Annotated in this window: 27 protein-coding genes; 9 read left to right on the forward strand and 18 right to left on the reverse strand. The window is 69.2% G+C overall.

The features are described 5' to 3' along the window. Together purQ and purS are read right to left on the reverse strand one after the other, a co-directional pair. The gene (purQ, locus tag AB0F43_RS27230; RefSeq protein WP_360482622.1) at positions 1 to 672 is read right to left on the reverse strand and encodes a phosphoribosylformylglycinamidine synthase subunit PurQ; all 672 of its coding nucleotides are present in this window, start codon (positions 670 to 672) and stop codon (positions 1 to 3) included. After that, positions 669 to 920, reverse strand: a complete 252-nt coding sequence (gene purS / locus AB0F43_RS27235) for a phosphoribosylformylglycinamidine synthase subunit PurS (RefSeq protein WP_132156044.1) — start codon at positions 918 to 920, stop codon at positions 669 to 671. Before purS ends, purQ begins: the two co-directional genes overlap by 4 nt. A gap of 124 nt (positions 921 to 1,044) precedes the next feature. Here purS and AB0F43_RS27240 point away from each other — a divergent pair, with 124 nt between their 5' ends. The 5 genes from AB0F43_RS27240 to AB0F43_RS27260 all read left to right on the forward strand — a co-directional run bounded on the left by AB0F43_RS27240 (position 1,045) and on the right by AB0F43_RS27260 (position 4,799). Further along, a complete protein-coding gene (locus AB0F43_RS27240) occupies positions 1,045 to 1,566 on the forward strand; it encodes a PadR family transcriptional regulator (protein ID WP_360482626.1) in 522 nt (173 codons plus the stop codon). After that, positions 1,563 to 2,246 carry an ABC transporter ATP-binding protein gene (locus tag AB0F43_RS27245; RefSeq protein WP_360482629.1) on the forward strand — a complete coding sequence of 228 codons (684 nt, stop codon included), beginning with the start codon at positions 1,563 to 1,565 and terminating at the stop codon, positions 2,244 to 2,246. The genes AB0F43_RS27240 and AB0F43_RS27245 overlap by 4 nt, the downstream gene beginning before the upstream one ends. Beyond that, complete coding sequence (locus AB0F43_RS27250) at positions 2,246 to 3,574, forward strand: hypothetical protein (protein ID WP_360482632.1); 1,329 nt, start codon at positions 2,246 to 2,248, stop codon at positions 3,572 to 3,574. The genes AB0F43_RS27245 and AB0F43_RS27250 overlap by 1 nt, the downstream gene beginning before the upstream one ends. Next, positions 3,574 to 4,200 carry a CDP-alcohol phosphatidyltransferase family protein gene (locus tag AB0F43_RS27255; RefSeq protein ID WP_360482635.1) on the forward strand — a complete coding sequence of 209 codons (627 nt, stop codon included), beginning with the start codon at positions 3,574 to 3,576 and terminating at the stop codon, positions 4,198 to 4,200. The genes AB0F43_RS27250 and AB0F43_RS27255 overlap by 1 nt, the downstream gene beginning before the upstream one ends. A gap of 110 nt (positions 4,201 to 4,310) precedes the next feature. Further along, the gene (locus AB0F43_RS27260) at positions 4,311 to 4,799 is read left to right on the forward strand and encodes a hypothetical protein (RefSeq protein ID WP_360482638.1); all 489 of its coding nucleotides are present in this window, start codon (positions 4,311 to 4,313) and stop codon (positions 4,797 to 4,799) included. 96 nt (positions 4,800 to 4,895) lie between these two features. On the opposite strand, the gene AB0F43_RS27265 is transcribed toward AB0F43_RS27260, so the two are convergent. Both AB0F43_RS27265 and AB0F43_RS27270 read right to left on the reverse strand, forming a co-directional pair. Beyond that, positions 4,896 to 5,762 carry a phosphoribosylaminoimidazolesuccinocarboxamide synthase gene (locus AB0F43_RS27265; protein WP_360482641.1) on the reverse strand — a complete coding sequence of 289 codons (867 nt, stop codon included), beginning with the start codon at positions 5,760 to 5,762 and terminating at the stop codon, positions 4,896 to 4,898. A 31-nt stretch (positions 5,763 to 5,793) separates the two neighbouring features. Then, complete coding sequence (locus tag AB0F43_RS27270; protein WP_360482644.1) at positions 5,794 to 6,873, reverse strand: FAD-dependent oxidoreductase; 1,080 nt, start codon at positions 6,871 to 6,873, stop codon at positions 5,794 to 5,796. Between the two features lie 53 nt (positions 6,874 to 6,926). Between AB0F43_RS27270 and AB0F43_RS27275 the strand changes: the two genes are divergently transcribed. After that, positions 6,927 to 7,517, forward strand: a complete 591-nt coding sequence (locus AB0F43_RS27275; RefSeq protein ID WP_360482647.1) for a TetR family transcriptional regulator C-terminal domain-containing protein — start codon at positions 6,927 to 6,929, stop codon at positions 7,515 to 7,517. On the opposite strand, the gene AB0F43_RS27280 is transcribed toward AB0F43_RS27275, so the two are convergent. The 4 genes from AB0F43_RS27280 to AB0F43_RS27295 all read right to left on the reverse strand — a co-directional run bounded on the left by AB0F43_RS27280 (position 7,495) and on the right by AB0F43_RS27295 (position 12,417). Further along, complete coding sequence (locus tag AB0F43_RS27280) at positions 7,495 to 7,866, reverse strand: hypothetical protein (protein WP_360482649.1); 372 nt, start codon at positions 7,864 to 7,866, stop codon at positions 7,495 to 7,497. The two genes, AB0F43_RS27275 and AB0F43_RS27280, sit on opposite strands and share 23 nt — an antisense overlap. 502 nt (positions 7,867 to 8,368) lie before the next feature. After that, positions 8,369 to 8,938: a hypothetical protein gene (locus AB0F43_RS27285; RefSeq protein WP_360482652.1), complete on the reverse strand. Its 570-nt coding sequence runs from the start codon at positions 8,936 to 8,938 to the stop codon at positions 8,369 to 8,371. A gap of 205 nt (positions 8,939 to 9,143) precedes the next feature. Continuing rightward, positions 9,144 to 11,165, reverse strand: coding sequence for a glycosyltransferase family 39 protein (locus tag AB0F43_RS27290; protein ID WP_360482655.1), 2,022 nt, complete (start codon positions 11,163 to 11,165; stop codon positions 9,144 to 9,146). 1 nt (position 11,166) lies between these two features. Beyond that, positions 11,167 to 12,417 (reverse strand): bifunctional glycosyltransferase family 2/GtrA family protein, encoded by a 1,251-nt coding sequence (locus tag AB0F43_RS27295; protein WP_360482658.1) that lies wholly within the window; start codon positions 12,415 to 12,417, stop codon positions 11,167 to 11,169. Between the two features lie 153 nt (positions 12,418 to 12,570). Between AB0F43_RS27295 and AB0F43_RS27300 the strand changes: the two genes are divergently transcribed. Further along, on the forward strand, positions 12,571 to 13,986 hold the full coding sequence (locus AB0F43_RS27300; RefSeq protein WP_360482661.1) for a hypothetical protein: 1,416 nt from the start codon (positions 12,571 to 12,573) through the stop codon (positions 13,984 to 13,986). Here the strand turns inward: AB0F43_RS27300 and AB0F43_RS27305 are convergent. The 10 genes from AB0F43_RS27305 to purD form a co-directional block, all read right to left on the reverse strand. Then, the gene (locus tag AB0F43_RS27305) at positions 13,969 to 14,361 is read right to left on the reverse strand and encodes a hypothetical protein (protein WP_360482664.1); all 393 of its coding nucleotides are present in this window, start codon (positions 14,359 to 14,361) and stop codon (positions 13,969 to 13,971) included. The genes AB0F43_RS27300 and AB0F43_RS27305 overlap by 18 nt on opposite strands. A 1-nt stretch (position 14,362) precedes the next feature. Continuing rightward, on the reverse strand, positions 14,363 to 14,719 hold the full coding sequence (locus AB0F43_RS27310) for a hypothetical protein (RefSeq protein WP_360482667.1): 357 nt from the start codon (positions 14,717 to 14,719) through the stop codon (positions 14,363 to 14,365). Positions 14,720 to 14,722: 3 nt separating this feature from the next. After that, on the reverse strand, positions 14,723 to 16,168 hold the full coding sequence (gene purB, locus AB0F43_RS27315; RefSeq protein ID WP_360482670.1) for an adenylosuccinate lyase: 1,446 nt from the start codon (positions 16,166 to 16,168) through the stop codon (positions 14,723 to 14,725). Positions 16,169 to 16,180: 12 nt separating this feature from the next. Further along, positions 16,181 to 16,753, reverse strand: coding sequence for a hypothetical protein (locus AB0F43_RS27320; protein ID WP_360482673.1), 573 nt, complete (start codon positions 16,751 to 16,753; stop codon positions 16,181 to 16,183). Next, positions 16,746 to 17,054 (reverse strand): sigma factor-like helix-turn-helix DNA-binding protein, encoded by a 309-nt coding sequence (locus tag AB0F43_RS27325; RefSeq protein ID WP_360482676.1) that lies wholly within the window; start codon positions 17,052 to 17,054, stop codon positions 16,746 to 16,748. Before AB0F43_RS27325 ends, AB0F43_RS27320 begins: the two co-directional genes overlap by 8 nt. Then, the gene (locus AB0F43_RS27330) at positions 16,969 to 17,238 is read right to left on the reverse strand and encodes a sigma factor (protein ID WP_360482679.1); all 270 of its coding nucleotides are present in this window, start codon (positions 17,236 to 17,238) and stop codon (positions 16,969 to 16,971) included. Before AB0F43_RS27330 ends, AB0F43_RS27325 begins: the two co-directional genes overlap by 86 nt. 88 nt (positions 17,239 to 17,326) lie before the next feature. Next, positions 17,327 to 18,199 (reverse strand): hypothetical protein, encoded by an 873-nt coding sequence (locus AB0F43_RS27335; protein ID WP_360482682.1) that lies wholly within the window; start codon positions 18,197 to 18,199, stop codon positions 17,327 to 17,329. After that, positions 18,196 to 18,762 (reverse strand): sigma-70 family RNA polymerase sigma factor, encoded by a 567-nt coding sequence (locus tag AB0F43_RS27340; RefSeq protein ID WP_360482685.1) that lies wholly within the window; start codon positions 18,760 to 18,762, stop codon positions 18,196 to 18,198. Before AB0F43_RS27340 ends, AB0F43_RS27335 begins: the two co-directional genes overlap by 4 nt. Before the next feature lie 154 nt (positions 18,763 to 18,916). Beyond that, complete coding sequence (locus AB0F43_RS27345) at positions 18,917 to 19,678, reverse strand: class I SAM-dependent methyltransferase (RefSeq protein WP_360482688.1); 762 nt, start codon at positions 19,676 to 19,678, stop codon at positions 18,917 to 18,919. 1 nt (position 19,679) lies between these two features. Beyond that, complete coding sequence (purD, locus tag AB0F43_RS27350; RefSeq protein WP_360482691.1) at positions 19,680 to 20,957, reverse strand: phosphoribosylamine--glycine ligase; 1,278 nt, start codon at positions 20,955 to 20,957, stop codon at positions 19,680 to 19,682. A 91-nt stretch (positions 20,958 to 21,048) separates the two neighbouring features. Here purD and AB0F43_RS27355 point away from each other — a divergent pair, with 91 nt between their 5' ends. Both AB0F43_RS27355 and AB0F43_RS27360 read left to right on the forward strand, forming a co-directional pair. Then, the gene (locus AB0F43_RS27355) at positions 21,049 to 21,903 is read left to right on the forward strand and encodes an SMP-30/gluconolactonase/LRE family protein (protein ID WP_360482694.1); all 855 of its coding nucleotides are present in this window, start codon (positions 21,049 to 21,051) and stop codon (positions 21,901 to 21,903) included. Positions 21,904 to 22,024: 121 nt separating this feature from the next. Further along, positions 22,025 to 22,888 carry an alpha/beta hydrolase gene (locus AB0F43_RS27360; protein ID WP_360482697.1) on the forward strand — a complete coding sequence of 288 codons (864 nt, stop codon included), beginning with the start codon at positions 22,025 to 22,027 and terminating at the stop codon, positions 22,886 to 22,888. Positions 22,889 to 22,895 lie beyond the last annotated feature (7 nt).

A 22,895-nucleotide genomic window follows, 5' to 3' on the forward strand; every position in this document is an offset into this window, starting at 1 on the left:
TCAGGAGGCGACGACGGCCTTCAGCACCGAGGTGAAGAAGCCCAGGCCGTCGGTGGTCGGGCCGGTCAGGGTCTCGACACAGTGCTCCGGGTGCGGCATCAGGCCGACCACGTTGCCGCGCTCGTTGGTGATCCCGGCGATGTCGCGGTAGGAGCCGTTCGGGTTCTCGCCCAGGTAGCGGGCGACGACCAGGCCCTCGCCCTCGAGCCGGTCCAGGGTCGCCTCGTCGGCGACGTACGAGCCGTCCTGGTTCTTGATCACGATGGTGATCTCGTGGTTGGCGTCGTAGTCGGACGTCCACGCGGTCCGGTTGTTCTCGATCCGCAGCCGCTGGTCCTTGCAGAGGAACTTGCGGTGGTGGTTCTTGATCAGCGCCCCGGGCAGCAGGTGCGACTCGCAGAGCACCTGGAAGCCGTTGCAGATACCGAGCACCGGAAGGCCTTCGCCGGCCCTCTTGATGATCGTCTCCATCACCGGCGCGAACCGGGAGATGGCGCCGGCGCGGAGGTAGTCGCCGTACGAGAAACCGCCCGGCAGGACGACCGCGTCCACCCCGTGCAGGTCCGCGTCGGCGTGCCAGAGCGCGACCGGCTCGGCGCCGGCCACCGCGGCCGCGCGCCGGGCGTCGGCGTCGTCCAGCGACCCCGGGAAGGTGACGACGCCGATCTTCACTGAGCGTCCTCTACGTGCAGGGTGTAGTCCTCGATCACCGGGTTGGCCAGCAGCGTGTCCGCGGCCTTGCGGATCTCGGCGACCCGCTCCTCGGTCGCCTCGCCGTCCAGGGTGATCTCGAACCGCTTGCCCTGGCGGACATCGGCCACGCCGTCGAAGCCGAGCCGGCCGAACGCGCCGTGCACCGCCTTGCCCTGCGGGTCGAGGATCTCGGGCTTGAGCATGACGTCGACGACAACGCGAGCCACTGACTTACTCCAGGTCTCGTTCCGGGGTGACGCCTGAATCCTACCGACCGAGCGCCCGAACCCCCGCATCGGCCGGAATCGCGCACTATTCACTGAGTACATACACGCGGTGTATAGTCGGGTCATGGCCACTGCGGAGCTGGTGCTGGGACTGCTGTCACGCGGCCCGGCCCATGGGTACGACGTGAAGCGGGGTCATGACGCCTGGTTCCCGGACAGCCGTCCCCTGGCGTTCGGGCAGGTCTACACGACACTCGGCCGGCTGGAGCGGGACGGGCTCGTGGAGGTGGTGGACAAGACCTCCGGCGGCGGTCCGGACCGGACGGTCTACGCACTGACCAGCAAGGGCCGGGAGCACCTCGCGGACTGGCTCAGCGATCCGGTCCCGCCGACCTGGGGCAGTGCGGACGAGGTACTGCGGAAGCTCGTCGCGGCAATCCGGACGGGTGGGGACGCGGCCGCCTTCCTGGCGCGACAGCGCGCGAACCACCTACGCCGGATCCGGGAGCTGCGGGAGACACCGGCCGAGGACGACCCGACGTCGCCACTGGTCCGCGAGTACATCGTGGCCCACCTCGACGCCGACCTGCGCTGGCTGGACACCGCCCTGGACCACATCTCCCACCAGAAAGAGGCTCGCCCGTGAGCGCATCCCAGGCCGCGCTGGAGTTGAGCGGCGTCGAGTACTCCTACCGGCGGAACGCGGCGCTTCGTGGTGTGACGGTCCAGGTCAAGCCTGGTGAGGTGGTCGCGGTGACTGGCGCCAGCGGGTGTGGCAAGTCCACTCTGATGCACTGCGCGGCCGGCATCCTCAGCCCGGACGCCGGGACGGTCCGAGTGGCCGGGCAGGACTTGGCCAAGCTGCCGGAGGAGCAGCGCGCCCGTCTCCGCCGCACCAAGGTCGGCATCGTGTTGCAGTTCGGTCAACTCGTCCCTGACCTCCCACTGGTCGATAACGTCGCGTTGCCACTGCTGCTGGACGGGCATGACCGAGCAGAGGCCCGCGCGATCGCGCTGGACTGGCTCAAGCAGGTAGGCATCGCCGACGAGGCCGACGCGATGCCGGCCGAGCTCTCCGGCGGTCAGACCCAGCGAGCAGCCGTCGCCCGCGCTCTCGTCACCGGACCATCCGTCGTACTGGCTGACGAGCCGACCGGCAGCCTCGACAGCAGGGCGGGTCAGGAGCTGCTCGAGGTGTTGCTGCGAGCCTCGCGGTACCGCGGCGCGGCGCTGGTGATGGTGACGCACGACAACCTCATCGCCGCCTCGGCGGACCGAGAGATCAGACTGCGCGACGGCGTGATCCAGCACGAGGTCGCGCTCTGATGACGCTCGAGACGCTGATCCAGCTGGCTCGGTCCCGTACGCCGGCCGACCGCAGCCGCATCCGGTTGGCCACAGCGGCGCTCGGCCTCAGCGGAGCGCTGCTGCTCGGCGCTCTACGGATCACCCGCCTGGGCAGCGGCGACCTGAGCAAGACCGTCTACAGCAACTATGTCGCCGAGAGCGGACTGCGCTCCGGACTGATCGCGATCCTCGTCATCCTCGCCGTACTCACCGCCGGCCTCGCCGTACAGGCGTTGAGGCTGGGTACGGCGGCCCGCGAACGACGGCTGGCTGCGCTGCGACTGGCGGGGGCCTCCGGCAAGCAGGTGCGACAGCTGTCGGCGACTGATGCGGCGCTCGCAGGCCTGGCGGGCGGAGTGCTCGCGGGACCGGTCTACCTGGTGCTCAGTCTGCTGCTGGGAGTCTTGCCACGGATGGCCCGGGTTCTCCCTGGTGCTGAGCTGCTGGATCTGCTCATCTGGGTCCCGGTGGTCGTGATGACAACGGCGGCCGGCGCTCTGGTCGGCGGACTGCTGCATCGAGACCAGCTCCTCGTGCCGCGCGCGGAGCAGCCGGCCGAGCAGCCCCGGACCGGCCTCATCGCGGGTCCGGTGATGATCGTGCTCGGCTTGGCCACCGTCCGCTGGCTCGGGTACGTCGCGTCGACCGCACTGATCGTCGGCCTCGCGTTGTTGTTCCTCAGCCTCACCCCAGTGTGGATCCGCGCCATCGGGCGCCGGCTCAGCCGGTCGGGCGACCCTGCCAATCTCCTCACCGGCGTCCGCCTCGTCACCGACTCCCGACCGGCAGGCCGGATGGCGACCCTGCTCGCATGCTGCGGTTTCCTGGTTGGCACCATGGCGAACGGCGCCCTGGGCGTCCTGAACACCGTTGATGAGTTCGGCGACCGCTTCTTCTACGTCACCGGCTTCGCACTGGCCGCCGTCGGACTGCTCCTGGTCGCACTGACCGCCATGGCCGCGCTCGTCGTCGGCGCCGCCGACCAACTGGTGGACCAGCGGCGCCAACTCGCCTGCCTCACCGCACTTGGCGTCGACGCGCGGTTCCTCCGTCGCGTCATCCGCCGTCAACTGACCGCGACCGCCGCACCGGCGCTCGCCCTGGGCTTGTTCCTCGGCTCGCTTCTCGGTCTCGCCCGGATGATCGGCTCGCCGGCCGACCCGTTCCAGCTGAGCACACTGCTCACCGCCGCCGGACTGACGATCGCCGGCTGGCTGCTCGGCCTGCTCGGCGGTGTCACCGCCGGCTTCCTGCTTCGCAACCAACTCCGGGACGCACTCGATCCCGAGAATCTGAGGGCAGCCTGATGACAGTGTTGAATGCCGCCAAGCCCCTGGCCATTCGGCCGGCGCTCCTGCTTGGCGTGCCGAACCGGATCACGCTGGTGCGTACTGTCATCGCGATGGTGATCGCCGCGATCGCGTTCCGCAGCGGCGCTCTGAGCTGGCTGGTGATCGGGTACGCCGCCTACTGGCTCGGCGACATGGCCGACGGTGCCGTCGCCCGCTACCGGAACGAGGAGTCGGTGGCCGGTGCGGTCTTCGACATCGTCTGTGACCGGGCCTGCTCGTTCCTGCTGGCGGCCGCGTTCATGGCGACGTTCCCGGCGACGATCGGGCCGCTGGCGATCTTCCTGGTCCAGTTCGGCGTACTGGACACCATGCTCTCGCTGGCCTTCCTGCTCTGGCCGGGCACACTCAGCCCCAACTACTTCTACAAGGTCGACCGGCCCATCTGGTTGTGGAACTGGTCCAAACCGGCCAAAGCCGTCAACACCGCGGCTGTGGTGATTTCGCTGGTTGTCGCGCACCACACCGGCACCCACTGGCTTCCGTACGGCGTCGCGATCGCCGCTCTGGTCGTGAAGGTCGCCTCCACCTACCGCTTGCTGACCATCCTCCGGGGACGTCGGCCCGCCGTACCTGCCGGCTGAGGATCGGCTGTCAAGGGTGCGAGGAGGTGGATGGGGTGGGGCCCTGGTTCGACCCGGGAGTGGGGGTGGGGTGCGTGGCAACCTTGTTGGCGGCGCATAGCCTCGGGGTCATGTGGGTGTGGCAACTGGCGCTGGCGGTGGGCTTCGGGATCGGGTCCGCCGTCGTACCGGTGATGAACGCCGAGGCGTACGTCCTCGGCGTCGGCGTCTCCGGGGCCCTCGACCCGGTGGTCGCCGCGATCGGGGTGTCGGTCGGGCAGACGATCGGCAAGGTCGCGATGTTCCTCGCCGTCCGCTACCGACCGGGGTACGCCGCCCGCAAGTCCAAGGAACCGAAGGCGGTCAACCTCGACACCCGCTGGGGCCGCTTCGTCCAGTGGAACCGCGAGCTCAGCAAACGGCTCCTGGACGCCATGAGCGACCGTCGCTGGGGCGTCCCGGTCACCCTCCTGAGCGCCTCGGTCGGCATCCCGCCCCTGTACGGCGTAGCCCTCATCGGCGGCGCCTCCCGGATGGGCGTTGTCACCTTCACCCTGTCGGTCCTGGCCGGACGAAGCGCCCGGTTCATCCTCCTGGCCTTGGGCGTCGGCCTGTTCTGAGGGCGGACCTGCAGGCCATCACAATTGCCGGTCCGACAGCCCTGTCCGCGCGCGCTCACCCCGAAGGCGTCATTGTGATGGCCTGGCGGTTCGACCTCAGCTCGTGAACTTGCGCCCCGTCAACTGCTCGTAGGCGTCGATGTAGGCGGTGCGGGTGCGCTCGACCACCTCGTCGGACAGCGGCGGCGGCGCTTCGCCCGACGTACGGTCCCAGCCTGACTCGAACTGCAGCCAGTCGCGGATGATCTGCTTGTCCAGCGACGGTTGCGCCCGGCCCGGCTCCCACTGGTCGGCCGGCCAGAAACGGCTCGAGTCCGGCGTCAGCACCTCGTCGGCGAGCACGATCGTCCCGTCCGCCCGCGCCCCGAACTCGAACTTCGTGTCGGCCACGATGATCCCGCGCTCCGCCGCCATCGCGTGCGCCCGCGTGTAGATGTCCAGCGTCGTGTCCCGCAGCGCGGCCGCCGTCTCCGCGCCGACCGTCGCGACCACCGCGTCGTACGAGACGTTCTCGTCGTGCTCGCCCAGCTCGGCCTTGGTCGCGGGCGTGAAGATCGGCTCGTCCAGCCGGGAGCCCTCCACCAGCCCGGGCTTCAGCGGGATCCCGCAGACGCTGCCGGTCGCGTCGTAGTCGAGCAGGCCGGAGCCGCTCAGATAACCACGAGCCACACACTCGACCGGGAACATCGCGAGCTTCTCGCAGATCACCGCGCGACCGGCGACCTCGGACGGTACGTCGGTGGACAGGACGTGGTTCGGTACGCCGAGCACCTCGAACCACCACAGGCTCATCGCGGTGAGCACCTTGCCCTTGTCCGGGATCGGTGTCTCCAGGACCCAGTCGAACGCGCTCTGCCGGTCGCTGGCGACCATCAGCAGATCGCCGGACTCCAACTCGTACAGGTCCCGGACCTTGCCGGAGTGGATGTGCTTGGCACCAGGGATCTCAGGAGCTGTGGTCACACGGCGATTGTTCCACCCGCCGACGGCCCGGCTACTTCCGCCTCCGTAGTGACACCAGTTTGCCACCGAACGCGAACAGCCCGTCCCGGATCGCAATCACCACCCGGTTCTCCACCTGCCCGGCCCGTCCGACCCCACGCGACCGCTTGACCAGCTTGGTGGTCGCCGGCCGCCGATCCCGGTCGTACGCCGCCAACGCCGTACCCAAGGAGCCAGGCTCGGCCAGATGCCGGGCGAGCGCCCCGGCGTCCTCGATCGCCGAGCAGGCGCCGCGGCCGAGGTTCGGCGTCATCGCGTGCGCCGCGTCGCCGAGCAGCACCACCCGACCCTGGACGAACGGGACCAGCGGCACGGCCAGGTCGTAGATGTCGTTCTGCAGCACGGCTTCCGGCGGCGTACCCGCGAGAATTGCCGGGATCGGGTCGTGCCAATCGCCGAACCCCTTACACACCGTCGCGTGATCGCCGCCCTGACCGGCAGGCTGGTTCGCCGTCGCGTACCAGTAGATCCGCCCGTCGATCAGCCGCGCGAACCCGAGCCGTTGCCCGCGGCCCCAAGTCTCCCCACCGCCGTCGTCGATCGGTACGTCGGCAATACCCCGGTACGCCGTGTAGCCGGAGTACTTCGGGCCCTCGTACTCCGGATAGAGCGCTCGCCGGATCACACTGCGGATGCCGTCGGCGGCGACAACCAACTCGGCGCGCAGGTCATCGTTGATCGTCACGCCGGTCTCGTCCTGAGTGAGCTTCGTGACGGTGTAGCCGGTCCGGACCGTGATCCCCGGGCCGAACTGATCAGTGATCAGATCGTGCAGTTGCGCCCGGTGGATCATCACCGGGAGCTCGACACCGAGGTCCGCCGCCTCCACCACCCAGCGGCCGGTCGGCTTGCGCATCCCGGCCGGCTTGGACAGCGCGGCCGCCTTCTCGACGCCCTTCACCCCGAGCTCTTCCAGTACGGCGACCGCCGACGGCCAGACCGAGATGCCGGCACCCACCTCACCCAGCTCCGGTGCCCGTTCCAGCACCGTGACCTGCCATCCGCGCCGCTGCAGCGCGACGGCCGCCGTGACCCCGCCGATCCCCGCCCCTACCACGATCGCCGTACTCATGTGCCAGACTCTACATCTGTAGAGGCAGGATGGACAGTGGGAGACTGGCGGCCGTGAAGAAGCAGGTTCCGCTCGGCGCGGATCGGCGGGACGCGATCGCCGACGCCGCGATCCATCTGGTCGCGACCCGGGGGCTGCGCGGGCTGACCCACCGCGCGGTCGACGCGGAAGCCGGTCTGCCGCCCGGCTCGACGTCGTACTACCTCCGCACCCGGAACGCGCTGCTGACCGCCTGCGTGAACCGCATGCTCGCCCGCGACCTGAGCGCGGCGCCGACCTTCGACACGGCGGCCTCACCGCTGGAGCTGCTGATCGAGATGGCGATCAGCCTGGCGCGGGACCGGCCCGACGATCTGATCGCGCGCTACGAACTGTCCCTCGAGGCGAGTCGCCAGCCGGAACTGCGAACCGCGATCGACGAGGGCGGCCGGCAACTGCGAGCTGTCCTGGCCCAGATACTCGAGGTCCTCGGAGTTCCGAATCCATCGGAGGCAGCCTGGCCAGTGGCGGCCATGCTGGACGGGCTGATGTACGACCGGGTCGCCGGCGTCGGCGTCGCGTTGTCGCAGCAGGCGTTCGAGAGCGGCGTACGTCGGTCGGTCACTGCACTGCTCGACGGCCTCAGAGGCGGTCGGTCAGCGTGACGAAGGTGAAGTAGCAGACCCCGAGGACCATGCCGACGTGGCCGAGCAGGGACAGGCCGGCACCGGAACCCCAGGCGTCGCCCTTCTTGTCCTCGGAATGTTTGGCGTGACTGGGCAGCCAACGGGCCAACAGCAACAATCCGACGATTGCCAGCAGCCACCATCCGGCGAGCACCACCAGCGCGATCTCGCGCCGACCGGTGACGAGGGCAACGACCCAGCAGAGCAGCGTGATCACGCCGACCGTCGTGTGAACCCGCACCAGGGCAGGGGAATACCCGAAGACCCCACTAGCCCGCCCGGTGCCGTCCACCACCGCCGCACCAAGCCGGACGCGCGTCAACAACACGACAACCGCCCCCAGGGCAGTCAAAAACCACGTCACGTTCGACCATTCCACCCCCCGATCCTTACCCCACCTCCACCGCAGCGAACCCGCTCCCGCGTGTCGCCACTCACAGTCATCGCCCCAACCACCGCGCAGCAACACCAGCCCGGCCGATGACGGCTTACGTCACCGCTATCGCGCTGCAACCCGCTAGTGACAACAAAGCCAGCCAGCGGCCTGCGCGCCCCGCGCCCTGGGCCGGCCCAACCGGAGGCGATCCGGTTGGGCCGGTGGCCACCCTGCGAACCATCCCTCGAGGTGGCGCCCCGGCGCCTGCGCGGCCCGGCGGGATGGTCTACCCGGTGCCCTGCGAGGACCGGGCGGGTGGCCGAACCGGGTGGGCTGGGTTGTCCGCCCTCACTGCCCACCAGGAGGTTCAGCTGGCGCCGAACTGGGTGACCGGCTAGCTGGTCTGGGCTTGGCCGGTGACCGGCTAGCTGGTCTGGGCTTGGCCGGTGACCGGCTAGCTGGTCTGGGTTTGACCGGCGCCGGTCACGGACTGGTTGCCTTGGCCCGGCACCGTGCCCTGGTCGGGGAAGGTGCCCTGGCCCTGCCCCGTCGTGCCCTGGCCCTGGCCGGTGGTGCCCTGGCCCTGGCCGGTGGTGCCCTGGCCCTGGCCGGTGGTGCCCTGGCCCTGGCCGTTCATGCCCTGGCCTGGGAGCTGCCCCTGCTGGCCCTGTTGACCTTGCTGGCCGGGGAACTGACGGCCGCCACCGCCGGGGCCGCCGAACTGGTTCTGCTGGGTGTTGAAACCGTCCCAGGCATGACCGACAGCAGCACCACCCAGGAACGCGAGTACTGCCAGCAGCGAACCCGCTCCTGCTAACACCAGGTTGCTCGGGCGACCGTCTCCCTTGCCGCCACCAGCTTGCTGCGCGGCAGCCGGCCCACCGTAGACACCGCCATACGCGCCACCCCCACCGGAAGCACCGCCCGGCTGCGCGGCCGCTCCGTGCGCGGCCCCGGCAGCGCCAGCACCCGATCCGGCTGCCTCGGCGGACGCGGTGGTGCCCGCGGATGCGGCGGGAGGCACCTCATCTGGTGTGGCTGCGCGAGCCGCTTGCCACTGCGCCTCATTGCCGCCCGCCTGCGCTCCGGTGGCCGAAGAGCCCGGCAGACTCGGGCCTGCCAGCTGTGGACCGGGGCTGGGAGCGCCAGGGTGGTTGGCGAAGCGGTGGGCGGGACCTTCGGAAATTGGGGGGTTGGTGTTCTGAGTCATAGTTTGTACTCCGGTTCTCTCAGCTGGTGGTGCCGGTAGTGAGGTCGTAGACGGTGGTGTTGCCGACGGTCTGGGCCTGGAAGTTCTCCGCGACCCAGGTCGCGATCTCGCTGGAGGTGCCGTTGCGGCCGCCCATCATCCCGCCACCGCTACCGATGAAGTAATGGATCTTGCCCTGGGCAACCAGTTCCTTGAACTCGGCCAGGGAGGGTGCCGGATCGGTGCCGTTGAAGCCGCCGATCGCCATGATCGGCTCGCCGGACGCGATCTGCAGCGGCGCGGCTCCGTTGGCGGTGACCGCCGCGGCCGCCCACGTGTAGCCCTTGGCTCCGTTCTGCAGCAGGGTGATCAGCTCACTCGAGACTCCGCTGATCCCGCCACCGCCGAGGAACCCACCGACTCCACCAGTCCCACGGCTGGTAGTCCCGTTCCCGGTTGTCCCCGGGCTGCCTGTCGTACCGTTGCCTCCGAAGCCATCACCGTTCTGACCAGGCGGCATACCCATCCGGCCCATCCCGCCGCCAGGACCGCCACCCATGCCGCCACTCGACGGCCCGGCTGACGGGACCGCCCCGGCGTGCGCCGAGTTGATCGTGTCGACGGAGTACGCCGCCGGTCCGGCCAGCGCACTCACGGCCAGCAGCACGCCGGCGAACACACCTGCTCGTCGAGCCGCCGTACGATGCAGCTTCAGCTCCGGCAGGAGCATCACCGCACCAGCCCCGAGTACGCCGGTCAGCAGTACGACCCAGCGCAGCCACGGCTGCCACGACGGCGTCTCGTTGAGCAACGCGAAGCCCCAGCCGCCGGTCAGCAACGCACCACCGGCCAGAGTTGCGCGTGGCAACCATTCCGCGCGCCGCCGCCACAGCACCGACATCGCGGCACCGATCAGCGCCCCGATCGCCGGTGCCAGCGCGATCATGTAGTAGCTGTGGATGATGCCCTGCATGTAACTGAACGTCAGCCCGGTCACGACCAGCCAGCCACCCCACAGCACAGCGAACGCCCGCGTCTTGTCCGTCCGCGCGGCCTTGCCCGCGGCAACGACCAAGACGATCGTCGCCAGCAACGCGGCCGGCAGCAACCACGCGATCTGCGAAGCGAACTCACCGCTGAACAGCCGCTGCAACCCCGTCGCACCACCCCAACCCGCGCCACCGGTACCGCCGCCGACCGACCCGGTCTCGTTACCGCTCAACCGGCCGAGACCGTTGTAGCCGAGCGTCAACTCGAGAATGCTGTTGTTCTGCGAACCACCGATATAAGGCCGAGCCGACGCCGGCATCAGCTCCACGATCGCGATCCACCAACCGGCGCTGACGATCAGCGAGACAAGCGCCAAAACACTGTGTAGCAGACGCTTGCCCAGCTTCGGCTTCCCTGCGATCAGGTACGCCAGTCCGAACGCCGGCAGGATCAGGAACGCCTGCAACATCTTGGTGAGGAACCCGAAGCCCACGAACGCCCCGGCCAGCATCATCCACCGAGCCGCGTGCTTGTCGGAGTCGATCGCCCGGGTCACCGCCCACGCACCGGCGCAGAGCAGCAGGATCAGCAGCGCGTCCGGATTGTTGAACCGGAACATCAGTACGGCGACCGGCGTCAGTGCGAGAATCGCGCCGGCCAACAGGGCCGCGTTCGCGGAGAACCACCGGCGTACCGACACGTACACGAACCCGACGCTCGCGACGCCCATCAGCGCCTCGGGGACGAGCATGCTCCACGTGCTGAACCCGAAGATGCGGCCGGACAGTCCCATCACCCACAGCGCGGCCGGGGTCTTGTCGACGGTGATGAAGCTCGACGCGTCGAGCGACCCGAAGAACCAGGCCTTCCAGCTCTCGGACCCGGCCTGCACCGCGGCCGCGTAGTACTCGTTGGCATAGCCGTTCTTGGACAGGCCCCACAGGTACGCGATCGCGGTCAGCACCAGCAGGCCGCCGTACAGGAGCTTGTCCCGGCCGATCGCGTACGGCGTGACGAGTGCACGTGGTCCAGAGCGGGACGACGCCTCGACGGGATCGGAAATGGTTGCCATGTCAGTTGCTCCGGGTCTGGTCGAGAACCGCCGGGGGTTCGAAGGTGGGCAAGGTGGGTGCGTCGTCGTCGAAGACCCACGTCTGGAAGAGGCTGAACCGGACCACGGTCGCGGCCAGGTTCGCGAGGGTGAGGACGGTGATCTCCACCGCCTGGTGCGGTGCCGCCACCGCGGTGTGCAGGAGCCATAGCGACGAGGCCGTCAGACTCCAGCCGATGCCGAAGGTCACCAGTCCGCGCAGCTGATGCCGCCAGCGGTTCTCCAGGCCGCGGACGCCGAACGTGACCCGCCGGTTGAGCGCTGTGTTGCCGACGGCCGTGACCAGCAGGGCGAGGACGTTCGCCACCTGGGCCGGCATGCCCTGGCGCAGAACGAGATAGAGCAGTGCGTACGCCGCTGTGCTCAGCACCCCGATCGCGCAGAACCGCAGCACCCGCGCGGCCAGCGCGGTCCGCGGATCGAGGATCCGGGGCCGGCCGAAGGCCTGTCGCACCGGTTCGAGGTCGATCCGGCCGCGGCCCAGGTTCCGCCACAACCGGGCGATCCCGCGCAGGTCCTCGCCGACCGTCTTGGCGATCGCGACCCGCGAGTCGAGGTCGTCGACCCAGTCCACCGGTACTTCGTGGATCCGCAGCCCGGCCTTCTCGGCCAGCACCAGCAGCTCGGTGTCGAAGAACCAGCTGGTGTCCTCGATCAGCGGCAACAGCTGCTGGGCGACGTCGGCGCGGATCGCCTTGAACCCGCACTGGGCGTCGGAGAAGTGCGCACTCAAGGTTGCCCGCAGCAACAGGTTGTACGAGCGGGAGATGAACTCCCGTTTCGGCCGCCGGACCACCCGCGAGCCGTTCGACAACCGGGTGCCGATGGCAACGTCGCTGTGGCCGGCGAACAGCGGTGCCACCAGCGGCAGCAGGGCGTTCAGGTTGGTGGAGAGGTCGACGTCCATGTAGGCGAGCACATCGGCGGCGCTCTCGGACCAGACCTTCTTCAGCGCGCGGCCCCGGCCGGACTGCTCGAGCCGGACGACCCGGACTCCGGGCAGCTCGACGGCCAGCAGCGCACCGATCTCATAGGTCGCGTCGGTGCTTCCGTTGTCCGCGATGCAGACCTCGGCCGGAAACGGGAAGGCGGTGTCCAGGAACTCACGCAGCCGCCTGATGTTCGGACCGAGGTCGTGTTCCTCGTTCTTGACGGGTACGACGATCTCGACCGCTGTGGTCCACGGACCACTGGGATGACCTGAAATCTGCATGCCACCGATGCTGTCCGGCGAACCTGAGCCGGTCCCTGCGCTCGGCTGGCAGTTTGCTGGGAGTCGTCCCGAACGCGACATGCGTTCGGCCCGCGAGCCACCGGCCGCCGCCCTAGAGTGGAGTCTCCGTCATCACTGCCTGGGGGGCTGGTCATGGTCGCGTCCGCTGCTCAACGGTTCGCCCGGATCGCCACCGCGGAACGGCCCACGGAGACCAGGATCCTGATGCGGCGTGCGATCGTGCTCGGGGCGAGCATGGCCGGCCTGATGGCGGCGCGGGTGCTCAGCGACCACGCCGACGAGGTGCTGGTGATCGAGCGGGACGCGTCCGGTGAGTCCACCTTGCCGCGGCCCGGCGTACCGCAGGGCAGTCAGGTGCACGCGCTGCTGCCGGCGGGCCACACGCAGCTCGACCGCTGGTTCCCGGGCTTCACGGCCGAGGCGATCGCCGCGGGGGCAACGAACCCGGACCCGGAGACGGTCCGGAACTACGTGAACGGCGTACTCCGCCCGCTGCCGCCGCGGGACTCGCTGGGCATCTCGTTGGTGAGCACCCGGCCGTTCCTGGAGTTGCTGGTACGACGCCGGACGCTGGCGATCGGCAACATCCGGCTCATCCATGGGCGGGCCGACGGAATCGAGTTCACCGGCGACCGGGTGAGCGCGGTCCGCTACCAACCGACCGGGACCGGTCAGCCCGCGGACGCCCCGCTGGTCACCGAGCCCGCCGACCTGGTGGTCGATGCGACCGGACGGTCGAGCCGGTTCAGCGACTGGCTGGGCGCGGCCGGCTGGCCGCAGCCGCCGATGCGGCGGATGCCGATCAAGCTCAACTACGCGAGTGCTTTGTTCAAGCAGGACCCGAAGATCTCCGACATCGGGATCTCGATCGCGCAGAACCACCCCGGCAGCGGGCAGCCACCGCGGCAGGGCGGCGTCCTGTCGGTCGAGGGCGACCGCTGGCTGGTGCTCGTGGCCGGGTACGCCGACGACCGGCCGACCCGCGACCTCGAAGACTTCCGCAAGCGCTGCCGGGACGACTTCCCGCCCGCGTTCAGGCAGATCGCCGATCACGGCGAACTCATCGGCGAGGTGATGACCTATCACCAGGCCGACAGCCGGCGGCGCGACTACGACAAGCTGGAGCGCATCCCGGCCGGCCTGATCGTCGCCGGGGACGCGGTGGCGTCGTTCAACCCGGTCTACGGCCAGGGGATGACTTCGGCGACACTCCATGCGTCCTGCCTGTCGGCGTATCTGCGCTCCGACCCCTCACTCGACCAACCTGCTCGCGCGTACTTCGACGAGGTCCGCGTCGTTGTCGACGCTGCCTGGCAGGTCTCCACGTTCGCCGACCTCGAGCTCCCGCACGTCGATGGGCCGTACCCGCGCGGCTACCGGCTGGTGAAGTGGATCTCGGGCCTGGTCTTCCAGGCCGCGGCCGGCGATCCCTTCGTCAACGTCCAGTTCAACCGGGTGACGACGATGCTCGACCATCCGAGCGCGCTGGCCCGCCCGCAGACGTTGCTGCGCGCGCTCCGGTGGAAGCTGCTACCGGGTACGACGTAGCCAGAGCAAGCCAAGGACGGGAAGGACCAGAGGGACGAACCCGTAACCCTGCCCGAAGTGCGACCACACGGTGGCGTCCGGGAAGTCTTCCGGTACGGCGTAACTGAATGCGCCGATGCCGATGACACCGACCAGCTCGACGACGATCGCGGCGTACGCGACCCGGCGGGACAGTTTCGTTGCCCTGGCCAACGCGAAGGTCGCGGCACAGTAGATGACCGCGGCAACGGCCGACAGGACGTACGCGATCGGGGCCTCGGAGAACTGGGTGGCGATCTGGACCCCGGCCCGGGCGGTCGCGGCCAGCGCGAAGACGCCGTACACCAGGATCAGGATCCGGCCCGGACCATGCCTGGTCGCCGCTGGGTCCGTCATCTCACGAGGTCCAGATCACGTGCAGGCGTTGCTCCACCACCGGGATGACCAGGCAGGCGAAGGCCAGCGCGCCGGCGCCCCACCGGCTGCTCTCCGCCAGTGCCCACAGCGCACCGAGCGGCAGCACGATCAGCCCGCCGATCAGGTAGCCGACGAAGAACACACCGGAGACGTCCCGGTCGGTGCCGGCCAACTGGACGATGCCCACCACGAGCTGAGCCAGCAGGCCGGCCTCGACGACACCCAGGATCGCCAGCAGGGTCCAGTTGATCCGCTTGTCGAGCGCGGCCAGCACGATGGCGAACACCATCGCGGCCAGCGAGAGGGCGACCAGCGCCCAGGTGAGCGGTTCGAACACGAGCTAGAGGATGTCACCCGGGGTGTAGGCGGCGGCTTCGGGGTGGCGCTTGGCGAGTTCGTCGATCCTGGCGACGACCGTGTTCACCTGGTCCACGGCCGCGCCGGTGAAGGACAGCGGCTCGCCGACGATGCCGACGATCTGCTCCTCGGTCAGCCCGAGCCGGCCGTCGCCGCCGAGGCGCCGGAACAGATCGTTCTCCGCCAGGCCCTTGCGCAGGTCCAGCGCGGTCGCGACCGCGTGCTCCTTGATCACTTCGTGCGCGGTCTCCCGGCCGACGCCGTTCTTCACCGCGGCCATCAGCACCTTGGTCGTGGTCAGGAACGGCAGGTACCGCTCCAGCTCCCGGCTCACCACGGCCGGGTACACCCCGAACTCGTCCAGCACGGTCAGGAACGTCTCGAACAACCCGTCCAGCGCGAAGAACGCGTCCGGCAGGGCAACCCGCCGTACGACGGAACAGAAGACGTCGCCCTCGTTCCACTGGCCGCCGGCCAGCTCGCCCGCCATCGAGGCGTACCCGCGCAGGATCACCGCCAGGCCGTTCACCCGCTCGCAGGACCGGGTGTTCATCTTGTGCGGCATCGCCGAGGACCCGACCTGGCCCTCCTTGAAGCCCTCGGTGACGAGCTCGTGCCCGGCCATCAGCCGGATCGTGGTCGCCAGGCTCGACGGCCCCGCTGCAAGCTGGACCAATGCCGAGACGACGTCGTAGTCGAGCGACCGCGGGTACACCTGGCCGACACTCGTCAGCGTCCGGCTGAACCCGAGGTGCTCGGCGATACCGGTCTCCAGCTGCGCGAGCTTGGCCGGGTCGCCGCCGAACAGGTCGAGCATGTCCTGCGACGTACCGACCGGGCCCTTGATCCCGCGGAGCGGGTACCGCTCGATCAGCTCCTCGATCCGGGCGATCGCGACCAGCAACTCGTCCGCGGCCGACGCGAACCGCTTGCCCAGCGTGGTCGCCTGCGCCGCGACGTTGTGCGAACGCCCGGTCAGCACCAGCGCCGCGTGGTCAGCCGCCTTCTGTCCGAGCCGTACGGCGGTCGCCACGGCGCGATCGCGGACGAGCTCGAGGCCGGCCCGGATCTGCAGCTGCTCGACGTTCTCGGTCAAGTCCCGGCTGGTCATGCCCTTGTGGATGTGCTCGTGCCCGGCGAGCGCGCTGAACTCCTCGATCCGCGCCTTCACGTCGTGCCGGGTGACCCGCTCACGGGCCGCGATCGACTCCAGGTCGACCTGCTCCAGCACCCGCTCGTAGTCCTCGACCACGCCGTCCGGCACCGCGACGCCCAGCTCCTTCTGCGCCTTCAGCACCGCCACCCACAGCCGCCGCTCGAGCACGATCTTGTACTCCGGCGACCACAGCTGAGCCATCGACAGACTGGCGTAGCGGGAGGCGAGAACGTTGGGAATCCGGGGCTTGCTCGAGCTGGGCACGAACCCCATTCTCCCAGAACCTCACCGCCTGACAGTCAGCAGTCCACAGACCTGCCTGGCCGCGTTGGCGGTGCACAGCAGGTAGGTGCCGTCCTCGGCGGTGTCCGGAACGACGACGTGGTCCGGGCCCGGGCCGTTGATCCCGACGTCCACCCAACCACGGCTCTCGCCGTACGCCCACCACGTCGGCTTGTGCTTCGCAGGCTGTCCCCAGTCCGACGTCATGTAGTAGAGGATCTTGGACGGCTCTGTCGCCTTCGCCAACTGAAACGCGATGCCACGGCCCATTGCATCCGGGAAGGTGAGAGCCACTGTCGCGCCGGCGCGAGCGGTGTCCGGCGTGATCGTCACAGGATTCGGCCATCGGGAGTCGATCCGAGGACTCTCGGTGGTCGTGGGCGCGGTGTCCGACTGATCCCACGGCGTGAGCGTGGTGACGGCGGCCACCGCGACGACCGCGGCTGCTGCCGACCAGCCTGCCGTACGACGACGCCGTCTCGAGGAAACTGTGGCCACGACGCCGTCGAAGTTGGCGGTCGACTCGGCGGAACGGCGGTCGGCGAGGGTCTGGAGTTCCTGCTTGAGGTCAGGCATGGTCCTCACTCCTCAAGGTCGCGGACAGGGCTTCCCGGGCGCGGGACAGGCGCGACTTCACCGTGCCTTCGGCGATCCGGAGGGTGTCTGCGACTTGGGCGACGCTCAGATCACAGACGTAGTGGAGGACGACGACCTGACGTGCCGGCATCGGCAACCCGGCCAGCCCCCGTTCCAGGTCACCGGCATAGCCGTCCGCCGGATCAGGCGCGTGCTCACGCGGCAACCGGTGGAACAGCCGCGTGAACCGGTTGCTGTCGCGATGCCGGTTGGCGGCGAGTCGTACGGCGACCAGCCTCACCCAGGCCTCCGGCTCGTCGTACCGGGAGACCCTTCGACCAGCGCGGCACGAGCCGCACGAACGCCTCCTGGACGATGTCCTCGGCCTCGGCCCGCGACCCGGTCAGCAACGAGATCACGCCGACCAGCCGCGGCTGCTGCGCGGAGTAGAACTCCCGCAGCTCCTCAACCTCCGCCGTCCCCATACCTACTGACACCCCCGAACCGCGTCCGCGGTTCCCTCAGCGTAGGACTTTCCGAGGGTTGTCGCGGTCGGGCTCGGGGGCCGGGTGATCAGCGCGAGCCGGGGCGACCGTCCCAGGCCTTGGTCCGGATGCAGTCCTTGGGGGCCGGCGTCGGCTCGGACGTCCCACTCCAGACATAGGACTTACCCAGGGGATCGGAGTAGCACTTGGCCTCCTTCTTGGTCCGTTCACCGACCGTCGCAGCGCTCGTGTACACCAGCTTCCCGTGTGCGTCGTACCCACGGGTGACATAGGGAAGCGGAGTGGCAGCCGGGCCTTCCACGTTCATCTGCAGCTTGCGGACCGGAGCGAAGTAGAACCCGTTGCGCAGCACAGCCTCGACCGCTTCCCCCCGGAGTGGGGTGACCGTGATGCGGGTGACCGACTTCAGGTAGATACCGACACCCATGCCGCCCGGTTGCACGGCGCCGTACATCGGCTGCCCCAGGTTCGCGTCGGTACCGGTGACCCACTTTCCATTCCTGTCGAAACCGCAGTTGATCCACAGGCCGGCGCCCTGAGCGAGGACCCATGTCGTCGCGGCCGCATCGGCCGGCGGATCCGTGTACCGGAATCCGTCGACGATCTCCCGGGCAATGGAGTCGTGCTCGGTGCACTTCTTGCCGAACGCGGCCAGCTCCGCCTCGCTCAACCGCTCGATCGGTGAACTCGGGGCGGTGACCGAGCCGCTCACCGGCGGCTGGGACTGCGACGGCGCTTTGTCCGATCGCAGAGCCGGTACGGCGATCGCGACGCCGGCGATCAGGACGACAGCGGCCGCCGCGGCCAACGGGACCAGCCGTCGGCTGTGGGAGCTGGTGGCCGCTTCGTGCTCGACGATGGCCGTCAGTTCGGCGCGCTGGCGCTCCCTGGTGGCCGGCCTCAGGTCGCGCTCGGGCGGCAGGGTGGGCAGATTGTTCATGACTGGGTCTCCACGGCAGAAGGAAGATTGAGTTCGCGCAGACGTTTCCGGGCTCGGGACAGGCGTGACTTCACTGTTCCGATCGGAATGTCCAGCGCCACCGCGGCAGCGGCTTGATCAAGGCCGGCCCAGACGCAGAGCTCGATGATCTCGCGCTCCTGCCTGGGCAGCCGTTTCAACGACTCACGGGCCGCACGGATCCGCTGGTCGTCGTCGATCCGGCCGGCCACCTCGTCGGAATGGTCGTCGACCTCGACGGGCAGTAGGTGCGCGGCGGCCAGGGCACGGCGGTAGCGCAGCTTGGTACGCCAATCGTTGCGGGCCGTGTAATCAGCCGTCCGGAGCAGCCAGGGCAGGGCGGAGTCACGATCGAGCACAACGTCGGACCGCCGCCGCCAGGCCTGCAGGAACACCGCCGAGGTCAGATCCTCGGCATCGCTCCAGGACGCGGTGCGCCGATGGAGGAAGTTGTAGATCGCCCGGGCATGCCGGTCGTACAGTTGCGCGAACGCGTCCGCGTCACCTGCCGAGATCCGGTCCCACAGGTTCCCGTCCGAGCTCACCGGCACCCTCACTCCGTCCCACACAGCCTGCGCGCCGCTCACCACGCGACCGGTCCGTTCCTACCCCTGCGCATCCGCGCCCCTTCCGCCGTCACGATTGCCCTTGCACTCGTGATGTGTCGGCCGGGCCGCGAAGGTTCCCGCCGGAGCCGGATCAGCCGCCAGGCTTGCGAGCCTCGAACAGCGTCCGGCTACTGTGGGCGACGAAGGGGCCCTGGGACTCGATCTGATCGTGCAGCTCACGAAGCCGCGGCAGGTAGGCGGCGGCCGTGAACCCGGGCACCATCCAGATCACCTTGCGCAGGAAGTGAACGACCGCGCCGACGTCGAAGAACTCCATCCGGAGCCGTTCCGTCCGTACGTCGACGATCTCGAGCTCGGCCGCTTCCGCCTCGGCGCGTTCGCGATCCGGGTGTCGGCCGGCGCCGCCGGGCTGTGGACCGAGGAAGTACTCCGTGATCTCGATGACGCTCCGCGGTCCGACGTGTTGAGCGAAGTACGTGCCGCCCGGCCGGAGCACGCGTGCGATCTCGTCGAAGTACGCCCGGACCGGGTGCCTGCTGACCACGAGGTCGAACGCTCCATCGGCGAACGGCAGCGGCGGTTCCTCCGGGTCGGCGACGACGACGGTGCCGAGCGGATGGAGCAGGGCGGTCGCCTTCGCGATGTTCGGTGGCCAGGCCTCGGTGGCGACACAGAGCGGTGCACGTTGCGGCACACCGGCCAGTACTTCACCGCCACCTGTCTGGATGTCCAAGGCCGCCTTGGCAGTCGCCATCCGCTCGCCCATCAGCCGCTGGTAGCCCCAGGACGGCCGCTCCTCCGTGGCGCGTCCGTCGAACCAGCTGAAGTCCCAGCCCTCGGTCGGGACCGCTTCGCCCTCGGCGACGAGCTCCTCGAACGAACGGCCGGCCATGTCAGACGGTGATCTCGCCGCGCGCGGCCTTCAATGCGATGTCGGTACGGTGCTGGGAGCCCTTGATGCGGATCTGGCCGACGGCGGCGTACGCGCGTTGCCGAGCCTCGTCGAGGTCCTTGCCGGTCGCGCTGACCGCGAGGACGCGCCCGCCCGACGTGACCAGCTCGTCCTCGTCGAGCGCCGTACCGGCGTGAAAGACGCGGACGTCGTCCACCTCGGCCTGGTCGATGCCGCTGATCGCGTCACCCTTGCGCGGGTTGGCCGGGTACTTCTTCGCCGCGACCACGACCGTCACCGAGGCGGCGTTCTTCCAGCTCAACCGCTCGTGATCGGCCAGCTTTCCGGTCGCGGCGGCGTACAGCAGGCCGCCGAGCGGGGTCTTCAGCAGCGGCAGCAGCGCCTGCGTCTCCGGGTCGCCGAAGCGGCAGTTGAACTCGATCACCCGGACTCCACGTGACGTCAGCGCGAGTCCGGCGTACAGCAGGCCGTTGAACGGCGTACCGCGGTGGCGCAGTTCGTCGACGGTCGGCTGGAGCACCTTCTCGGTGATCTCCTCGATCAGGTTTTCCGGTGCCCAGGGCAACGGTGTGTAGGCGCCCATGCCACCGGTGTTCGGGCCTTCGTCGTTGTCCGCAAGGCGTTTGAAGTCCTGGGCCGGCTGCATCGGGAGCACCGTCGTACCGTCGGTGATCGCGAACAGCGACACCTCCGGGCCGTCGAGGTACTCCTCGATCAGCACCTGCTCACAGCCGGCAGCATGCTGGAGGGCTTCATCCCGGTCCGAGGTGACGACGACACCCTTGCCGGCCGCGAGACCGTCGTCCTTGACCACGTACGGCGGCCCGAACGCGTCGATCGCCGCCGCGGCCTCCTCCGGCGTCGTACACACGTACGCCCGGCCGGTCGGCACGCTCGCCGCGGCCATCACGTCCTTGGCGAACGCCTTCGACCCCTCGATCTGGGCGGCGTCCCTGGACGGGCCGAACACCGCGATCCCGGCCTCGCGCAGCGGATCGGCCAGCCCGGCCACCAGCGGCGCCTCCGGCCCCACCACAACCAGATCGGCACCGACCTCGGTCGCCAAGGCCACGACCGCATCATGGTCGGACATGTCCACCGCACGGCAAACGACCGTTTGCCCGTCGTATGCCGGCCGCAACCCCGCGATACCGGGGTTACCCGGAGCCGCCACGACCTGCTCGACCTCTGGGTCCTGGGTCAGCGCCCAGACCAATGCATGTTCACGGCCACCGGAGCCGACCACCAAGACCTTCACGGGCCATCAGCCTAGCGTGGAGCTCGCTGTCGATCTGGGGTGGTGCCGTTCGTGTAGGAGATGAGAGCTTCAGTTGAGAGAGGAGTTGGCGATGTCCGCACCTGAGGTACTGCTGACCGGACTCATGATCGGGGAGTCGGCGCGCTGGCACGACGGGCGCTTGTGGTGCTCGAACTGGGGTGCGCAGGAGGTCCTCGCCGTCGACTCTGACGGTACGAGCGAGGTGATGGCCCGCGTACCGACGACCCTCCCCTTCTCGATCGACTGGCTTGCGGACGGCCGCCTGCTGGTGGTCTCCGGGCCTGAAGGGTTGCTGCTTCGTCAGGAGGACGAGCTGGTTGTGCACGCGGACCTTTCGGCGTACGGCGGTCTGAACGAGATCGTCGTGGACGGGCGCGGCAACATCTATGTCAACGGCGGCTGCGACTTCGAGCCGGGATCCGGCGAGCGGCCGGGGTTCATTCTGCTGATCTCTCCCGACGGCTCGGTACGACGGGTGGCCGAGGAGCTGGCGTTCCCCAACGGGATGGTGGTGACACCCGACAACTCCACACTGGTGGTAGTCGAGTCGTTCGCCGGCGCGATGACGGCGTACGACATCGCGGACGACGGCACGCTGTCCAACCGCCGTGTCTGGGCTCCACTGCCCGGCGACGGCATCTGCATGGACGCCGACGGCGCCATCTGGGCACCCGGCGCGACTCCCGACGGCGAGCCGGCCTGCCTCCGCGTCGCCGAGGGCGGCAAGGTGCTCGACACCTACACCTTCGACCACGCCGTCTTCGCCTGCACCCTAGGCGGCGACGACGGCCGGACCCTCTACGCCCTCACCGCCGACTGGCACATGCAAGAGCCCTTCGACTCCAACATCAACCGCCTCCTCTCCACCCGAACCGGCCGCCTCCTCACCGCCGCCGCCCCCACTCCGAAGGCTGGCTGGCCCTAGGAGCGCCAGTAGTAGCGTGCGTCGGCGTTCCAGGCGACCCGGACTGTGCAACCCGACCGCGGCTAGGCTCGGCGTTCACGAGTCCCACCGAGGGGGATGGGGCGCTCAACGAGGAGTTGATATGCCGGAGCCAGTCACCAGCACGATCGACGTACCCGGAGCCACGCTGACGTACGACGTCCGCGGCGAGCTCAGCAATCGGCCGGTGCTGCTGTTGATCGGGTCACCGATGGGTGCGAGTGGCTTCCCGACCTTGGCGTCGTACCTGGCCGATCGGACGATCGTCACCTACGACCCACGGGGCGTCGAGCGGAGTGCCCGCAGCGACGGCGCGGGCGAGCTGTCGCCGGACGACCATGCCGCCGACCTGATCACGCTGATCGAGTCGCTCGACGTCGGGCCTGTCGACGTCTTCGCCAGCAGTGGCGGCGCGGTGAACGCGCTCGCCGTGGCCGCCATGCGCCCGGACCTCATCAACACCCTGGTCGCGCACGAGCCGCCACTGGCCGGGATTCTTCCGGACAGTGAGGCCGCGCTGGCGGCCTGCGAGGACATCTACGAGACCTACCAGCGGGACGGTCTGGGCGCGGGGATGGCCAAGTTCATCGCGATCGTCGGTTTCGAGGGCGAGATTCCGGCCGACTACACCGAGCAGCCGGCGCCGGACCCGGCGATGTTCGGCCTGCCCACCGAGGACGACGGCTCCCGCGACGACGCCCTGCTCGGGCAGAACCTCCGCGGCTGTACGTCGTACCAACCCGACTTCGACGCCCTCGCCAAGGCCAAGGACCAGATCGTCATCGCAGTCGGCGAAGAGTCCGCCAACCAGCTGGCCGGCCGGGGCGGAAAGGCCGTCGCCGAGCGCCTCGGGCTGACCCCGGTCGTCTTCCCCAGCAACCACGGCGGCTTCCTCGGCAACGAGTACGGCATGCCAGGCAAGCCGGAGGAGTTCGCCGCCAAACTCCGCGAGGTCCTCACCCGCTGACGTCTCC

Source organism: Kribbella sp. NPDC023972, assembly GCF_040639075.1.
Taxonomy (GTDB): domain Bacteria; phylum Actinomycetota; class Actinomycetes; order Propionibacteriales; family Kribbellaceae; genus Kribbella.

What these genes read in the sequence shown, in the direction of transcription:
- AB0F43_RS27240 (WP_360482626.1), top strand. Translation starts at nt 1,045, where the DNA reads ATGGCCACTGCGGAGCTGGTGCTGGGACTGCTGTCACGCGGCCCGGCC.
- AB0F43_RS27250 (WP_360482632.1), top strand. Translation starts at nt 2,246, where the DNA reads ATGACGCTCGAGACGCTGATCCAGCTGGCTCGGTCCCGTACGCCGGCC.
- AB0F43_RS27255 (WP_360482635.1), top strand. Translation starts at nt 3,574, where the DNA reads ATGACAGTGTTGAATGCCGCCAAGCCCCTGGCCATTCGGCCGGCGCTC.
- AB0F43_RS27260 (WP_360482638.1), top strand. Translation starts at nt 4,311, where the DNA reads ATGTGGGTGTGGCAACTGGCGCTGGCGGTGGGCTTCGGGATCGGGTCC.
- AB0F43_RS27270 (WP_360482644.1), bottom strand. Translation starts at nt 6,873, where the DNA reads ATGAGTACGGCGATCGTGGTAGGGGCGGGGATCGGCGGGGTCACGGCG.
- AB0F43_RS27290 (WP_360482655.1), bottom strand. Translation starts at nt 11,165, where the DNA reads ATGGCAACCATTTCCGATCCCGTCGAGGCGTCGTCCCGCTCTGGACCA.
- AB0F43_RS27295 (WP_360482658.1), bottom strand. Translation starts at nt 12,417, where the DNA reads ATGCAGATTTCAGGTCATCCCAGTGGTCCGTGGACCACAGCGGTCGAG.
- AB0F43_RS27300 (WP_360482661.1), top strand. Translation starts at nt 12,571, where the DNA reads ATGGTCGCGTCCGCTGCTCAACGGTTCGCCCGGATCGCCACCGCGGAA.
- AB0F43_RS27305 (WP_360482664.1), bottom strand. Translation starts at nt 14,361, where the DNA reads ATGACGGACCCAGCGGCGACCAGGCATGGTCCGGGCCGGATCCTGATC.
- purB (WP_360482670.1), bottom strand. Translation starts at nt 16,168, where the DNA reads ATGGGGTTCGTGCCCAGCTCGAGCAAGCCCCGGATTCCCAACGTTCTC.
- AB0F43_RS27320 (WP_360482673.1), bottom strand. Translation starts at nt 16,753, where the DNA reads ATGCCTGACCTCAAGCAGGAACTCCAGACCCTCGCCGACCGCCGTTCC.
- AB0F43_RS27330 (WP_360482679.1), bottom strand. Translation starts at nt 17,238, where the DNA reads ATGGGGACGGCGGAGGTTGAGGAGCTGCGGGAGTTCTACTCCGCGCAG.
- AB0F43_RS27335 (WP_360482682.1), bottom strand. Translation starts at nt 18,199, where the DNA reads ATGAACAATCTGCCCACCCTGCCGCCCGAGCGCGACCTGAGGCCGGCC.
- AB0F43_RS27345 (WP_360482688.1), bottom strand. Translation starts at nt 19,678, where the DNA reads ATGGCCGGCCGTTCGTTCGAGGAGCTCGTCGCCGAGGGCGAAGCGGTC.
- AB0F43_RS27355 (WP_360482694.1), top strand. Translation starts at nt 21,049, where the DNA reads ATGTCCGCACCTGAGGTACTGCTGACCGGACTCATGATCGGGGAGTCG.
- AB0F43_RS27360 (WP_360482697.1), top strand. Translation starts at nt 22,025, where the DNA reads ATGCCGGAGCCAGTCACCAGCACGATCGACGTACCCGGAGCCACGCTG.